This window comes from Streptomyces paludis, assembly GCF_003344965.1.
In the GTDB taxonomy this organism is placed as follows: domain Bacteria; phylum Actinomycetota; class Actinomycetes; order Streptomycetales; family Streptomycetaceae; genus Streptomyces; species Streptomyces paludis.
The window spans coordinates 3262185-3277659 of record NZ_CP031194.1 but is presented as its reverse complement, the minus strand read 5'-3'; the positions used below and the strand labels follow the sequence as shown (position 1 = coordinate 3277659).

At 70.6% G+C, this 15475-nt stretch carries 11 protein-coding genes; 8 read left to right on the top strand and 3 right to left on the bottom strand.

What is annotated here, in order from left to right; genetic code table 11:
• Positions 1-793: 793 nt before the first annotated feature.
• The gene (locus DVK44_RS14365; protein ID WP_114660039.1) at positions 794-2647 is read left to right on the top strand and encodes a bifunctional metallophosphatase/5'-nucleotidase; all 1854 of its coding nucleotides are present in this window, start codon (positions 794-796) and stop codon (positions 2645-2647) included.
• An 83-nt stretch (positions 2648-2730) separates the two neighbouring features.
• On the opposite strand, the gene DVK44_RS14360 is transcribed toward DVK44_RS14365, so the two are convergent.
• Positions 2731-4650, bottom strand: coding sequence for a protein kinase domain-containing protein (locus DVK44_RS14360; RefSeq protein ID WP_114660038.1), 1920 nt, complete (start codon positions 4648-4650; stop codon positions 2731-2733).
• A 327-nt stretch (positions 4651-4977) separates the two neighbouring features.
• On the opposite strand from DVK44_RS14360, the gene DVK44_RS14350 reads away from it, so the two are divergent.
• The 4 genes from DVK44_RS14350 to DVK44_RS14335 all read left to right on the top strand — a co-directional run bounded on the left by DVK44_RS14350 (position 4978) and on the right by DVK44_RS14335 (position 10854).
• Entirely contained in the window at positions 4978-6366 is a 1389-nt protein-coding gene (locus DVK44_RS14350) for an aspartate aminotransferase family protein (RefSeq protein WP_114660036.1), read from the top strand.
• A 199-nt stretch (positions 6367-6565) separates the two neighbouring features.
• Positions 6566-7249 (top strand): GntR family transcriptional regulator, encoded by a 684-nt coding sequence (locus tag DVK44_RS14345; RefSeq protein ID WP_114660035.1) that lies wholly within the window; start codon positions 6566-6568, stop codon positions 7247-7249.
• A 20-nt stretch (positions 7250-7269) separates the two neighbouring features.
• The gene (locus tag DVK44_RS14340; RefSeq protein ID WP_114660034.1) at positions 7270-10023 is read left to right on the top strand and encodes a dolichyl-phosphate beta-glucosyltransferase; all 2754 of its coding nucleotides are present in this window, start codon (positions 7270-7272) and stop codon (positions 10021-10023) included.
• 180 nt (positions 10024-10203) lie between these two features.
• Positions 10204-10854, top strand: a complete 651-nt coding sequence (locus tag DVK44_RS14335) for a hypothetical protein (RefSeq protein WP_114660033.1) — start codon at positions 10204-10206, stop codon at positions 10852-10854.
• A gap of 106 nt (positions 10855-10960) precedes the next feature.
• Here the strand turns inward: DVK44_RS14335 and DVK44_RS14330 are convergent, their stop codons facing one another.
• Positions 10961-11830 (bottom strand): SLATT domain-containing protein, encoded by an 870-nt coding sequence (locus tag DVK44_RS14330; RefSeq protein WP_114660032.1) that lies wholly within the window; start codon positions 11828-11830, stop codon positions 10961-10963.
• Between the two features lie 288 nt (positions 11831-12118).
• Here DVK44_RS14330 and DVK44_RS14325 point away from each other — a divergent pair, with 288 nt between their 5' ends.
• The 3 genes from DVK44_RS14325 (at position 12119) to DVK44_RS14315 (ending at position 13838) form a co-directional block, all read left to right on the top strand.
• The gene (locus tag DVK44_RS14325; protein ID WP_114660031.1) at positions 12119-12454 is read left to right on the top strand and encodes a YbaB/EbfC family nucleoid-associated protein; all 336 of its coding nucleotides are present in this window, start codon (positions 12119-12121) and stop codon (positions 12452-12454) included.
• Positions 12455-12565: 111 nt separating this feature from the next.
• Positions 12566-13165, top strand: coding sequence for a recombination mediator RecR (gene recR / locus DVK44_RS14320; protein ID WP_114660030.1), 600 nt, complete (start codon positions 12566-12568; stop codon positions 13163-13165).
• A complete protein-coding gene (locus DVK44_RS14315; protein ID WP_114660029.1) occupies positions 13158-13838 on the top strand; it encodes a DUF5063 domain-containing protein in 681 nt (226 codons plus the stop codon). Before recR ends, DVK44_RS14315 begins: the two co-directional genes overlap by 8 nt.
• 26 nt (positions 13839-13864) lie before the next feature.
• Here DVK44_RS14315 and DVK44_RS14310 read toward each other — a convergent pair whose 3' ends face one another.
• The gene (locus DVK44_RS14310) at positions 13865-14851 is read right to left on the bottom strand and encodes a trypsin-like serine peptidase (protein WP_228447145.1); all 987 of its coding nucleotides are present in this window, start codon (positions 14849-14851) and stop codon (positions 13865-13867) included.
• Positions 14852-15475: the final 624 nt, after the last annotated feature.

The window sequence follows — 15475 nt, the reverse complement described above, 5'->3', positions numbered from 1 at the left end:
CGGCAAGCGGGCTCCTGAAGGCCGTCTATGCGTCCAGGGGTGCCGCTAACGCACCTGAGGACACATGTGCCGTCCGAGGGGGCCTCCAATGGGCCGCCAAACCGGCCCATATGGGATATATGGGCAGGGTATTCGGCCCGCAGACCCGGCCGGGCCGCAGAACCCGTCCGCCTTCCGGGCACCACAGCGCATCGGTGACCAGCGGGGCTTGAGTCGCAACCCACAGCGGACCGTTGGCCGCTGAGCCGGGGCCGAGTCACCCCATTCCTCTGTCGCGTGCCCCGCAGGGCCCACCCGCCCGCCAGACCCTGAGCCGAGTGGCAGTACGGCGCCACCCCTTGGGCCCCCTCCCCCCGGCCGCCCCCCCTCATCCGCACTTGTGACTCCGGGGGAGGTGTCAAGGGCGGAGCGCAGCGGAGTCGGCGCAGCCGACGCGACGAAGGAGCGCCCTTTACACCTCCACCGGAGGCGCGACACTGAAAGGAGGAGGGGCGGCCCAGCGCCAAGCACCTCGCCCCCGTACACCCCTGCTTACCTCTTGGTACTGACCCGCACCCGACAACCCCACCGCGCCCCACGGCGAGCCTGCCCCCGAGTCGAACCACGAATGGCAACCAGCTCGTAACCCGGGACCCCCTGTTGTGCTACGCGCGTTGACTCTAGGCTGCCGCTCGCGGGTCTCTGTGGTTTCCGGAGCTTCGCGAGCCCCCCACGGCAACCTCCGAATGCCGTCGGCGCGGCAGCAAGGCCGCCCGCTCACCGGCATATGTACACGCTCAACCCAAGGGGATCGATGTCAGCGACACCGCAGAAGAACCGCGTGGCACGGCGGATGCTCGCCGCCACCGCGGGGCTGGTCACCGTCGGCGCGCTGGTCGCCGCCATGCCGGCCACCGCGCAGAGTCATGTGGCCGACAAGGACAAGGGCCACAGCGCGAGCAGCGGCAACCCGTACAAGAAGACGAAGCCGAAGAAGGCGCGCACCGTCGATGTGCAGCTGCTGTCCTTCAACGACCTGCACGGCAACCTTGAGCCGCCGGCCGGCTCGGCCGGTGCGGTCAACGAGACGCAGCCCGACGGCACCGTCAAGTCGATCCCCGCCGGTGGCATGGAGTACCTGGCGACCTCGCTGCGCACCGCGCGCAAGGGTCACCCGTACTCCATCACTGCGGCGGGCGGCGACATGGTGGGCGCCAGCCCGCTGCTGTCCGGTCTCTTCCACGACGAGCCGACCATCGAGGCCCTCAACAAGGTCAAGCTCGATGTGACGGCCGTCGGCAACCACGAGTTCGACGAGGGCGCCGTCGAGCTGGCCCGTCTCCAGAACGGCGGCTGTCACCCGACGGCCGGCTGTTTCGAGAAGGGCAAGAAGTTCAAGGGCGCCGACTTCCCGTACCTCGCGGCCAACGTGACGTCCGAGAAGACCGGCAAGCCGATCCTCAAGCCGTACACGGTCTGGAAGAAGAACGGCGTCAAGATCGGCTTCATCGGAGTGACCCTGGAGGGCACGCCGAACATCGTGACGGCCGAGGGCGTCAAGGGCCTGAAGTTCCACAACGAGATCGCGACCGTCAACAAGTACGCGAACGAACTCGACAAGCAGGGCGTCAAGTCGATCGTCGCGCTGATCCACGAGGGCGGCGCGCCCGCGTCCACCTCGTACAACTACGACTGCGACAGCCCGGGCGCGGGTGACGGCATCTCCGGCCCGATCGTCAACATCGCCAAGGGCATCTCGGCCAAGGTCGACGCGCTGGTCACCGGCCACACCCACCAGGCGTACGCCTGCACGATCCCGGACCCGTCGGGCAACCCGCGGCTGGTGACGTCGGCGTCGGCCTTCGGCAAGCTCTACACGGACACCACGCTGACGTACGACCTCAAGACGCACGACATCGTGCGTACGAGCGTGAAGTCGGCCAACCACATCGTCAGCCGTGAGCAGCCCAAGGCCGCGGACATGACCTCGCTGATCGAGCGGTGGAACAAGCTCGCCGCGCCGATCGCCAACACCCCGCAGGGCTACATCTCGGCCGACATCAACGGCCGTGGCGCCACCACCCCCGAGTCCCCCCTCGGTGACCTGATCGCGGACGCCCAGCTCGACGGCATGTCGGCGGCGGACAAGGGCGGCGCGCAGATCGCCTTCATGAACCCGGGCGGGATCAGGTCGGACCTGGTCTACAAAGCGTCCGGCACCGAGGGCGACGGAGTCGTGACGTACGGCGAGGCGTTCACCGTCCAGCCGTTCACCAACATGATGAACGCGGTGACCCTGACCGGCGCCCAGGTCATCACGGCGCTCCAGCAGCAGGTCAGCGGCGCGAACGAGGCGTCGCCGAAGATCCTTCAGATCTCGAAGGGCCTCACCTACACCCTGGACATGACGAAGACGGGCGCCGCCCGGGTCATCACCGACTCGGTCAAGCTGAACGGCACGGCCATCAACCCGACCGCGTCGTACCGCGTCGCGATGAACGAGTTCCTCGCGGGCGGCGGCGACGGCTTCGCGGTGCTCGGCCAGGGCACGAACAAGCTGGTGGGCGCGTCGGACCTCGACATGTTCAACGCCTACCTGAAGACGAACTCGTCCCCGGCCACCCCGCTGGCCCCGCCGGCGGCGGACCGGATCACGATCCTCAAGTAGGCGCGCTCGATACTTGAGGGAAAGAAGAAGAGGGGCGGCGGGCCTTTGGCTCGCTGCCCCTCTTCTTCGTTCTCTCCGCGTCGTCAGTTCTGCTTCTTGTACGTGACTGGCTCCCCGCTCGTGCTCTCCCGGCGCAGGCCGCCGTCCGCCGTGAGCGTCAGGCGGGTCTCCGGGCCGGGGGTGCAGGACGTCATCGGCTCGCCCGTGATGACCTCGGACGGGCCGATGTGGAGCGGCTCCCCGTCGACCGGTACGGAGGCGAGCGGGGCCTCGAAGACGCAGTGGTACGAGGCGCCGCCGCCGGTTGCCGCCGGGCCGTCGACGGTCAACGTGATGACGGTGTCGCCCAGTTCGCCCTGGCGCACGACCAGGCGGCGGGGGCTTTCGCCGGAGTCCGTGCTGACGCTGCCCGTCCACGTACCGAGGTACTTCGCGGGGACCGGGCCGCCGGACGGGTCGCCGGACGGGCTTGGGGACTCGCCGGAGCCGATCGGGCCCGTCTTGCCGTCCTTCGCGCTGCTCCCGTCGTCGCCGCTCATGAACGCGTACACCGAGGCGCCCGCGCAGACCGCGACGATCAGCGCGACCGTGACCAGCACCACCGTGAAGCGCGCGCTGCGCGGCTCCGGTTCGGGCTCGTGGGCGGGCTCGTGGGGGGTGGCGGAGGTGGGGGCTGGGGCGGGCGTCGGTATCGCGCCGTACGGGGGCGCCCCGTACGGGTTGCCCTGCGGCGGGTTGCCCTGCGGTGGGTATCCCGGCTGCGGATAGCCGTATCCGGACTGCGGATAGCCGTACGCGGGCGGCGGGCCGTACGCCTGAGGCGCGGGGGCCACGGTGGGGATGACGGTGGTGGGCGCTTGCGACTGAGCCTGCGCCGCCGGGTGTGCGGGTGCGGGGGTGGGAGTGGGCGCGGATACGGATACGGACCCGGTTGGCGGCGTCGGCGGCGTCGGCGGGGCCGTCGCGCCGACCGGCGCCGGGACCCCGTGGGCCTCGGAACGCGTCCCCTGCGCTCCCTGCGTCCCGTACGCCTCCGCCGGTGCCGGTCCCGGCGGGTCCTCGTGCTCCAGCAGCCGTACCGCGTGCTGGCCCAGCTCCGCCAGCAGCGCGCCCGGCAGCCACGGTTCACGGCCGGTGCCGGTGCCGGTGCCCGCGCCCGCAGCCCCCGCCCCCGTCTGCTCGCCCACCGCGACCAGGATGTCCCGGGTCGTCGGCCGCGCGGCCGGGTCCTTCTGGAGGCAGCCGCGTACGAGCCGGACCAAGCCCTCCGGGAGCCTCTCCAGGTCCGGTTCCTCCTGCGCGATACGGAACAACAGCGCGTGCGCGCCCGTGTTCGCGTCGCCGAAGGGCGGTCGGCCCGTCGCCGCGTACGCCAGGATCGAGCCCAGGCAGAACACATCGCTCGCCGCCGTCACCCGGTCCCCGCGCACCTGCTCGGGCGCCATGAAGCCGGGCGAGCCGACCAGCGTGCCGGTCGCGGTCAGCCCCTCCACCTGCGGCTCCTCGCTGACCGTCTCCAGCGCGCGGGCGATGCCGAAGTCGATGACGCGCGGTCCCTCGATCGTCACCAGCACGTTGGACGGCTTGAGGTCGCGGTGGATCAGCCCGGCCGCGTGGATGTCCTGGAGCGCGTGCGCCAGACCGGACGCGAGGATCCGGACGGAACGTTCCGGCAGCGGACCATGACCGCCGGACACCACCGTCAGCAGACTCGGCCCCGCCACGTACCCCGTCGCCACCCACGGCACCGCCGCCTCCGTGTCGGCGTCGAGCACGGGCGCCGTCCACGCCCCGCCGACCCGGCGCGCCGCGGCCACCTCGTGCCGGAACCGGCCGCGGAACTGCTCCTGCGCGGCCAGTTCCTGCCGTACGAGCTTGACCGCGACCGTACGGCCGCGGTCCGAGCGGGCGAGATAGACCCGGCCCATCCCGCCCTCGCCCAGCCGCGCCAGCAGCCGGTAGGCACCGATGTGTCGTGGATCTTCTGCCGCCAGCTTCTCCATGGCGCGTGGTCCTCCCCGCTCCCCGTGTCCGTGTCGTGTGTCGTGTGTTCCGTGCCGCGTGTTCCGTGTCGCGCGTCGCCGTGTGCCGCGTGTTCCGTGCCGATGTCCGTGCCCCCGGGCCGTTGCTGTGCCGGGATTTCGGATTACCGCTGTTTCGCCCCGGATCATCTCGCACGACGGGGCCGACCCGTTGAGTATCTCGAACGGAGCGTCGGCGAACACGTGCGCGGGGTCGGCGTGGCGGTCGGCACCATGCCGACTCATGACGCTCCGGCCATACAACCTGGCCATACCGCCCACTACCGCCCACTCCCTACGCTGGCCTCCATGAACCCGCATGCCACCAACGCAGCCAGCGCCACCCCGTCGGCCGACCCCGCCACCGGCGCCGCCGTCAAGGCCGCCGACCGCGCGCACGTGTTCCACTCCTGGTCCGCGCAGGAGCTGATCGATCCGCTCGCCGTCGCCGGTGCCGAGGGCGCGTACTTCTGGGACTACGACGGCAACCGCTACCTCGACTTCACCAGCGGCCTCGTCTTCACCAACATCGGCTACCAGCACCCCACCGTCGTCGCCGCCATCCAGGAGCAGGCCGGCCGTCTCGCGACCTTCGCGCCGGCCTTCGCCGTGGACGTACGGTCCGAGGCGGCCCGGCTCATCGCCGAGCGCACCCCCGGCGACCTCGACAAGATCTTCTTCACCAACGGCGGCGCCGAGGCCGTCGAGAACGCCGTCCGGATGGCCCGGCTGCACACCGGCCGCCCCAAGATTCTCTCCGCGTACCGCTCGTACCACGGCGGCACCTCCACCGCGATCAACCTCACCGGCGACCCGCGCCGCTGGGCGTCCGACAGCGGTACGGCGGGCGTCGTCCACTTCCACGCGCCGTTCCTCTACCGTTCCCCCTTCTACGCCACGACCGAGGCCGAGGAGTGCGCCCGCGCGCTGGCGCACCTCGAAGCGACCATCGGCTTCGAGGGCCCGGCCACCATCGCCGCGATCATCCTGGAGACGATCCCGGGCACGGCCGGCATCATGACGCCGCCGCCCGGCTATCTCGCGGGGGTGCGCGAGATCTGCGACCGGCACGGGATCGTGTTCGTGCTGGACGAGGTGATGACGGGGTTCGGCCGTACGGGGAAGTGGTTCGCCGCCGAGCACTTCGACGTCGTACCGGACCTGCTGACCTTCGCCAAGGGCGTCAACTCCGGCTATGTGCCGCTCGGCGGTGTCGCCATCTCCCCCGAGATCGCCGACACCTTCGCGACGCGCCCGTACCCCGGCGGACTGACGTATTCCGGCCATCCGCTGGCCTGTGCCGCCGCCGTCTCCACGATGCGGGTGATGGCGGAGGAGAAGATCGTCGAGCACGCCGCGCACCTCGGCGCGACGGTCCTCGGCCCGGGGCTGCGCGAGCTGGCCGGCCGGCACCCGTCGGTGGGCGAGGTGCGCGGTACGGGGGCCTTCTGGGCGCTCGACCTCGTACGGGACCCGGAGACGCGCGAGCCGCTCGTGCCGTACAACGCGTCGGGCGGCGCGAACGCGGCCATGACGGCCTTCGCGACGGCCTGCAAGAAGAGCGGCCTGTGGCCCTTCGTCAACATGAACCGTACGCATGTGGTCCCGGCCTGCAACATCACCGAGGCCGAGGCGAAGGAGGGGCTGGCGCGGCTGGACGCGGCGCTGGAGGTGGCGGACGGGTACGTCGTCGAGTAGGCGGGCGGGCGGAGGCGGCAGTAAGCGGAGCCGGAAGGAGCGGGCGGCCAGCGGCCGGAAGGGGCGGGAGGCTGAGGCCGGAAGTCGGCAGTGAACGGCCGGAAGAGAGACATCCGAATTCGTCTCTCCCGTCTCACTCGTCCCGTCCGCCGGACGTCGGTCTAAGGTGTCCGAAGCCGGACGAGGGGACGGAACGACCATGCCCGCAAGCGGAGCCGTGACCCGCAGTACGCTGCGGCAGCAAATCGCGGACGCGCTCCGTGACGAGGTGCTCGCGGGGCGTTTACTGCCAGGTCAGGAATTCACCGTCAAGCAGATCGCCGAGCAGTACGGGGTCTCCGCCACGCCCGTCAGGGAGGCCCTGGTCGATCTCTCCGCGCAGGATCTGCTCGACTCGGACCAGCACCGGGGCTTCCGGGTGCACCAGTTCTCGGTGGATGACTTCCGGGGCATGGTCGAGGCCCGCGCGCTCGTCGTGGACGCCGTCTTCCGGCAGCTGGAGGGCGAGCGGCTGGCGGCCAGGGCGCACGGCCCCGCCCTGGTCTCCGTACGGCGCCGGGCCGAGGAGGCCGCGCGCGCGGCGCGCGGCGGGGACCTGAACATCCTCATCGGCTACGACCTGCGGTTCTGGCGCGAGCTGTGCGCGCTGGTCGCCAACCGGTATGTCGCGGAGTTCCTGCACCGGCTGCGGGTGCAGACGTGGGTGTTCTCCGTACCGTTTCTGCGCGCGGACGCGGAGGGCGGGAAGTGGCTGTGGAGCGGGCACGAGCGTCTGGTGACCGCGCTGACCCTCGGCGACGCGGTGGCGGCACGCGCCGTGATCGCTGAGTACGACGATCATTCGCTCAAGTGGGCGGAGAGGCTGGAGCGTTCACACCGGTGACTGAGAACGCTCGCACAGACATGAATACGGACGCGAAGGCTGTGGTGGCCGGGGGTGGGGCCGGTGCCGGGGCCGGGGACATCGACCTGACCGTCGTCGTCCCCGCGTACAACGAGGAGCACCGCCTCCGCCCCACCCTCGACGCCATCCGCGACCATCTGCGCGCGGACCCCGAGCGCTGGGGCCGCTGGGAGCTGATCGTCGTGGACGACGGCTCCACCGACGGTACGGCCGCCGTCGCCGCCGAGGCCGCCGCCGCCGAACCGCGTATCCACGTGGTGACGAGCGACGGCAACCACGGCAAGGGCCACGCCCTGCGCCAGGGCGTGCTCGCCTCGTACGGCAGACGCGTGCTGCTCACGGACGCGGACCTGGCGACCCCGATCGCCGAACTCGACCGGCTCGACGCGCAGCTCACGGCGGACGGCGGCGACGGCGCCGCGATCGGCTCGCGCGCGCACCCCGACGCGCGGATCGAGGTACGGCAGCTCGCGGTGCGCGAGTGGCTCGGCCGGCTCGGCAACCGGCTGATACAGCGCGTCGCGATCGACGGCATCAACGACACCCAGTGCGGCTTCAAGCTCTTCGAGGGCGAGCGTGCGCGGGCGGCGTTCGCGGAGTCGCGGCTCGACGGCTGGGGCATCGACGTCGAGATACTGCGCGCCTTCCGGCGGGCGGGCCGGCCGGTGACAGAGGTGCCGGTGCGCTGGGCGCATCAGGCGGGGTCGAAGGTACGGCCGCTGGACTACCTCAGGGTGCTGCTGGAGCTGATACGGCTGAGGCTGGCGGGCGCGGGGGGTAAGGGAGTTGGGGGAGTTACGGGGGGTACGGGGGGCATGCAAGGCAGCACGGGTTCTATAGGACGCCGTCTCCGCGACCGCCTCCGTGGACGCCCCCACCTCCGTACCGACGCCGGGATCGTCGTCCTCTTCCTCCTCGCCTCCTTCTATCTCTACAACGGGCTCTGGTCCGACCTCGGCCGCGCCTATCTCGCCGACGCGGGCTCCGACCAGAACCAGTGGGAGTGGTTCTTCGCGGTCACCGCCGACAACGTCACCCACCTCCGGAACCCGCTCTTCACGACGTACCAGAACTTCCCCGACGGCGTGAACCTGATGGCCAACACCGTCATGCTCGGCCTCTCGGTGCCCCTCACCCCGGTCACGCTCCTCCTCGGCCCGGATGTCACCTGGGCGCTGGTACTCACGCTCGGGCTGGCGGCGACGGCGGCCGCCTGGTGCTGGCTGTTCGCGCGCCGGCTGACCCGTAACCGCTGGGCGGCGGCCATCGGCGCGGCGCTGGCCGCCTTCGCGCCGCCGATGATCTCGCACGCGAACGCGCATCCGAACTTCCTGGTGCTGTTCATGCTGCCGGTCATCATCGACAGGACGATGCGCCTGTGCGACCGGGACCAGCGGGGTAAGCAGGACGACCGGGGCAACCGGAAGGCCGTACGGCGAAACGGCATCCTCCTCGGCCTCTTCGCCACGTACCAGATCTTTCTGGGCGAGGAGCCGCTGCTCATCGCCGTGATGGGCACCCTGCTCTTCGTGATCGGCTACGCGGTCGTACGGCGCGATGTGGCGCGGGAGACGCTGCGCCCGCTGCTGCGCGGGGTCGGGTGGGGCCTGCTGGTGTGTCTGCCGCTGGTGGCGTTCCCGCTGGGGTGGCAGTTCTTCGGCCCGCAGAGCTACCACAGCGTGCTGCACGGCGACAACGCCGGCAACAGCCCGCTCTCCTTCCTGGAGTTCTCCGGGCGCGCGCTCTTCGGCGACGAGGCGACGGCCGACCGGCTCGCGATGAACCGGACCGAGCAGAACGCCTTTTACGGCTGGCCGCTGATCTCGCTCACGCTGGGGATCGTGGTGTGGCTGTGGCGGCTCGCGGTAGTCAGGGCGCTGGCGTTCACGGCGGTGGCGGCGGCGCTGCTGTCGCTGGGGCCGAAGATCCGTATCCCGTACACGGACGTGATCGTGCCGGGCCCGTGGCGGCTTCTCGCGGATCAGCCGCTGTTCGAGTCGGTCATCGAGTCCCGGGTGGCGATGATCTGCGCGCCGGCGCTGGGGGCGCTGCTGGCGATCGCGGTGGACCGGGTACTGGAGCTACGGGCGACGGGTGAGGCAGGGGAGACAGAGACAGAGGATCTCTCGCCCGGCGGAACGACGGTTCAGGGCTCCGCGCTTCAAGGCTCCGCGCTTCAGGACTCCGCGCTTCAGGGTTCCGCACTGCACGGCTACGCGCTGCGGTACGGGCCCCGGCTCGTCGCGCTGTCCGTCGTCGCCGTCACGCTGCTGCCGATCGTGCCGACGGCGCTGCCGGTACGGGAGCGGCTGGCCGTGCCGGAGTTCATCACGCAGGCCATGTACCGGCCGTACACCACGAAGGGCGAGACCGTCGTCCCCGTACCCCTGCCCGACCCGGGGAACGCGGAGGCGCTGCACTGGCAGTCGGCGACGAAGTTCGGGTTCTCCGTGCCCCGGGGGTACTTCAACGGTCCGTACGGCGAGGACCGGACGGGCATCTACGGCGCGCCGGCCCGCTACACCTCCAACCTCTTCCGTGACGTCCGTTACGGCGCCGCGATCCCGGAGATCGGTGATCAGTGGCGGGCGCAGGCGCGGTTCGACCTGCGTTTCTGGAAGGCGGGCGTGGTGGTGCTGGCGCCGCAGCCCAACGACGCGGCGCTGTACGACCTGCTGGAGAAGCTGTTCGAGCGGCCGGGGAAGCGGGTCGGCGGGGTCTGGATCTGGGACGTACGCGCGGAGGCCCGATGATGGGGGTTCCGGCACCGCGCCGCCCCCGTCCTCAGCTCTCCTGCTCCCCTTCCCGTCCCCGGCACCTGCCCGGCTCCTCCCTGGCACCTACCCGCCCTCTACGCCGAACGAGTCCGCCGCATTACGCTGTCCCGACCATCGCGCGCACGCGTACGAACCCGCTTGGAGAGCGAGCCTCCCTTGGCCTGTGACCTGTGGTTGGTCCCCCTCGTCGATGTGCTGTGCCACAGCCCCGACAATCCCTTCGCCGAAGAGATCGCCGTCTACGACAAGGCGCTCGGCGAAGCCGGGCTGCCGTCCGTCCCCGTCTTCGCCTATATGCCGGGCCTGTCGGGCGATGTCGCCCCGGTCGCCGGCTTCGACTACGACGCGCTGCACTTCCTGCGGCGCGCGTATCTGCTCCAGCTCTGCGGCCTGGCGGTGACGCCGGTCGGTGAACTGGGCGGTGACTACGAGCAGTTGCTGGAGATGTTCGAGTCGACGGCCCAGGAGTCGCATCTGGTCTGGCACTACGACCACGCGGGCGCGTATGTCCCCGTGGACTATGACGCGCCCCTCTCGAACGATGAACTCCTCGCGGGCGGCGGCCCGTTGGGATCCACGCAGGGCCTGCTGCGGGAGCTGGAGATCGTCGCCCCGGCGATCGGGATCGATCCGGCGAACCCCCCGGCCGCCCCGGCCCCGCCGCACGCCCCCACGTCCCTGGAGGAACCGGCGATCTCGGTTCCGTACGACGACAGCCCCTTCGCCCGGGAGCGCCATGTCTGGCTCGGCCTCCATGCGGCGGCCACCAGGAGCCTGGGCCAGGGCTCAATGATCATCTTCAGCTGAGAAATCTCTGCTGAGCGAGATGGCCGAGGGGCGGCACGGAGACCGTGCCGCCCCTCACCGCGCCCCCTCACCGCGTCCCCTCACCGCCGCCCCTCGGCCAACGCCGTTACCGGGTCTCCGGCGGTCGCTGCCGGGGCATGTTCGGGCGGGTGCCCGGGGGGAGCGGGAAGCGGCCCAGAGGCTGTACGGGGCCCTCGACGCGCGCCCCGGCCATGGGCAGCGACTGCATCATCAGCGGCGCGGGGCCCGAACGGAACTCGACCATCCAGTCGGCCGTCTCCACCCGCACCAGTTCCGTCACGTCCTCCGTGAACTTCCGCAGGACCGTCAGACACCGCTCGGCCGCCTCGCTCGCCGTGCCCTCCGTCGGCCCCAGCACCTCCCGTACGCACTCCGAAGCCCAGTCGAACTGGAACGTCTGGAGCCGCCGCTGTACGGCCTGTGCCGTCGCCACCGCGCGCATCCAGCCCGACGACAGCCCGCAGTAGCGGTCGCACGCCACACCGGCCGCGCCCAGGAGCAGCGCGAGGTACCCCCAGCCGGCGGCGCCCGGCAGCGCCCCCGTCACATCCAGCAGCGGCAACGCGGCGCCCGCCGTCACGGCGGTGGCCGTGGCGGCCCGCAGGGCGCGGGCGAGGCGGCGTTTGCGTAACCGGTCGGCCAGATACCAGTCGACCGTACGCAGCGCCCCGGTCTCGACCCAGCGGTACAGCTCGTCGAGCCGCTCGGCGGGCTCGCCCCAGTCGCCGAGGGGGAAGGGGCCGCCGGTCAGATCGCCGTACGGCTGCGGGCCCTCGGCGCGGCCCGTTCCATGGCCGTCGGAGTCCTCCGCGCCCGTACCCGTACCCGTGTCGGGATCCGTACCCGTGCCCGTACCCTCGCTTTCCCTGTCGCTCTCTCGTTCCCTCTCACCGGCACCGGACGAGGCGCCCTCCTCCCGGGCGGGGCCCCCGGGCTGCATCTCCGGCTGGCTCACCGGGGCACTCCTCTGTCGGTCTGTCGGTTCTGTCAGTTCTGTCGATCTGATGATGTGACTCTGCGTAATCGTCAATGTGCGGACAACGCGTATGCACTTCCTACCGCCAAATGGTGGGCGGTGCGCTCGAAATCCCGGCATTTCACCCCCGCTGGGGGCCTTGATCAGGTAGAGGTGCCGGGATGCTCTCACTCGAAAGAGTTCGTCACGGCGGGGTAGGGCGCGGTGCGCGGGGACCACGTAGGCTCGGCTTACAGATAAACCGTCGTCTAAGTGCCTGGAGTGACCTTGATTCCCGGTGGTGGCCAGCCCAACATGCAGGACCTGCTCCAGCAGGCCCAGAAGATGCAGCAGGACTTGGCGCGAGCGCAGGAGGAGCTGGCGAGCGCCGAGGTCGAGGGCCAGTCGGGCGGTGGTCTCGTCAAGGCCACGGTCAACGGCTCGGGCGAGCTGCGCGGTCTGGTGATCGACCCGAAGGCGGTGGATCCGGAGGACACGGAGACCCTCGCGGACCTGGTCCTCGCCGCCGTACACGCGGCGAACGACAACGCGCAGCGGCTCCAGCAGGAGAAGCTCGGCCCGCTGGCGCAGGGGCTGGGCGGGATGCCGGGCCTGCCGTTCTAGTTCAGTTCTGACGCTGTCCGTACGCCGGCTGGTGTACGACCGTACATAGAGCGCACGACACGCATATAGAGCGCACGTCACAGCGCGCCCGCACCTCAGAGAGGCAATCCGTTGTACGAAGGCGTGGTCCAGGACCTCATCGACGAACTGGGCAGGCTGCCCGGCGTCGGTCCCAAGAGCGCGCAGCGGATCGCCTTCCACATCCTCCAGGCCGAACCGACCGACGTCCGCCGCCTCGCCCACGCCCTCCTTGAGGTCAAGGACAAGGTCCGGTTCTGCGCCGTGTGCGGGAACGTCGCGCAGGAGGAGCGGTGCGGGATCTGCCGCGACGCGCGCCGCGATGTCACGGTGATCTGTGTGGTGGAGGAGCCGAAGGACGTCGTCGCCATCGAGCGCACCCGCGAGTTCCGCGGGAAGTACCACGTGCTCGGCGGCGCGATCAGCCCCATCGAGGGTGTCGGCCCCGACGATCTGCGGATCCGCGAGCTGCTCACGCGGCTCGCGGACGGCACGGTGACCGAACTCATCCTCGCGACCGACCCCAATCTGGAGGGCGAGGCCACGGCCACGTACCTCGCCCGCATGATCAAGCCGATGGGCCTGCGGGTCACACGTCTGGCCAGTGGTCTGCCCGTGGGGGGCGACCTGGAATACGCCGATGAGGTCACGCTCGGGCGTGCCTTCGAGGGGAGACGACTTCTCGATGTCTGACGCAACGCTGCACGCCGTCCACCAGGATCCGGATGACTTCGCCGTCCAGATCGCCGACCAGATCGAGAGTTTCATCGTCGCGGTCACGGAAGTGGCGAAGGGCGACGAGCCGGACAGCACCGTACCGTTCCTGCTGCTGGAGTTCTCGCAACTCATGCTGGCCGGCGGCCGGTTGGGCGCCCACGAGGACATTCTCCCCGAGGAACGGTACGAACCCGATCTCGGCCCCGAGCCCGACGTCGACGACCTCCGCGAGCGCTTCGCGGTGCTCCTGGAGCCGATCGACGTCTATTCGGAGGTCTTCGACCCGTACGAGCCCCGCAAGGCGCCGGTGCCCGCCCGTATCTCCGACGACATCGCGGGCGTGGTGACGGACCTGAGGCACGGCATGGCGCACTACCGGGCCGGCCGTACGACCGAGGCGCTGTGGTGGTGGCAGTTCTCGTACTTCTCCAACTGGGGCTCCACCGCCTCCGCCACCCTGCGCGCGCTCCAGTCCCTGGTCGCCCATGTCCGCCTGGACCAGCCGCTCCCGGCTCTCGACGGCCTGGACACGGACCAGGCCCTGACGGAGGACGCGGAGGCGGTTTTGGCGGAGGAGGCGGGCCGGGTGATGGCGGAGGAGATCGCGGGCCCGCTGGGACTGCGGACGGGTACGGGGACGGCGCGGTAGCGGCGTCTTGGCTGCCTCTGCCTGAGTCAACTGCTGTTCTGAGCCCGGTCGTAGACCTTCTTGGCGGTGGCCTTCAGTACCTCTCCGTACATCTTGGTCGGTGTCAGGGAGTCCAGTGAGGCGTTGACCGAGACCAGGACGCCCTTGCCGGTGGCCGTGTCGAAGTCGGCGAACCACGGGCCGCCGCTGGAGCCACCGGTCAGGTCGCAGGGGATGGCCTGCATGCCCTGCTCCTTCTTGGCCTTGCCGACGCAGCGGAGGAGTACCTCACCGCGCTGCGGGCGGGTGGCGGAGTAGCCGAGCGCGGAGACGGTGCCGCCGACGGCGCGGTTGAAGGCGATCTTCTGGCCGCCCACGACGTCGGTGAGCTTACGGTTCTTCTTGTCGGCGGCGACGACCAGCGCGGCGATGTCGTTGGTGGACGCGGTCTGCCACGCGCGCGGGGTGGCGGCGCTGCGCACCGCGAACGTGCCGTGCGGCGTCCTGCCCTTGCTGTAACCCGGGGCGAACACCATCAGGATGTTGGTATTGCCGGGCGACGACCCCCGGCGCACGCAGTGGGCGGCGGTCATCACGGCGGAGCGATTGGCGCTCTTCACGGCGGTGGCCGTGCACCAGGTGTCGGCGCCGTTGGCGTTGACGAAGAAGAGCCGCCCCACGGTCTTCAGCGGAGTGCCCTTGTACGGCTTGGACTTCGGCCCGGTCGGCCCGAGATCGACGGACTTCCCCACGGCTTTCATACGGGCGGCCGTCCAGTAGGCAAGGGCCTCTTTGCGCTCCTTGGCGGTGTACTTCATGACCGAGACGGGATCGGTGGCGGTGGCGGTGGCGGTACGGGCGGCGGCCTGCGCAACCTCGGCCGTAGCCGTCGCGGTCGCCGCTGTCTCCGCTGCTGCCTCCGTCTCCGTCTCCGCAGTAGAGACCGGGGCAGCGAGGACGAGGGCCGCAGCCACGGCGATCCCCATGGCACGACCACGGAGATGCCGGATGACGGGAGTGGGCGTCTCGGACATGGCGGATGTCTCCTCATCGGGGTGCGGGCGGATGGGCGGGGGGTTGTTCGATCCGCTGCAAGAGAGAGGCGAACTCACCTTGTCCGGTTGCGCTGTTGGCGATCTGTGACACATGCGTATGAAGGCGCAGAGGTGTGCAGTCCTGGCGGCGGCGGTGTTGCTGTCTGCGGGTCAGTACCAAGAGGTAACCGGGGTGGGCCGGTGGCGAGGTGCTGAACGCCGGGTGCCTGCCGGGCCGCCCCTCCTCCTGCCAGTGTCGCGCCTCCAGGGGAGGTGTAAAGGGCGCTCCTTCGTCGCGTCGGCTGCGCCGACTCCGCTGCGCTCCGCCCTTGACACCTCCCCCGGAGTCGCAAGTGCGGATGAGGGGGGGGCGGCCGGGGGGAGGGGGCCCGAGGGGTCCGCTGCACTGCCGGCCGGCTTAGGGGCTGGCGGGCGGGTGGGCCCTGCGGGGCGCGCGGTAGAGGAGTGGGGTGACTCGGCCCCGTCTCGGCGGCTGACGGTCCGCTGTTGGTTGCGACTCAAGCCCCGCTGGTCACCGTTGCGTTGTGGTGCCCGGAAGGCGGGTGGGTTCTGCCGCCTGGACGGGTCTGCGGGCGGCATCCCCACTCGCTTGTCCCTTATAGG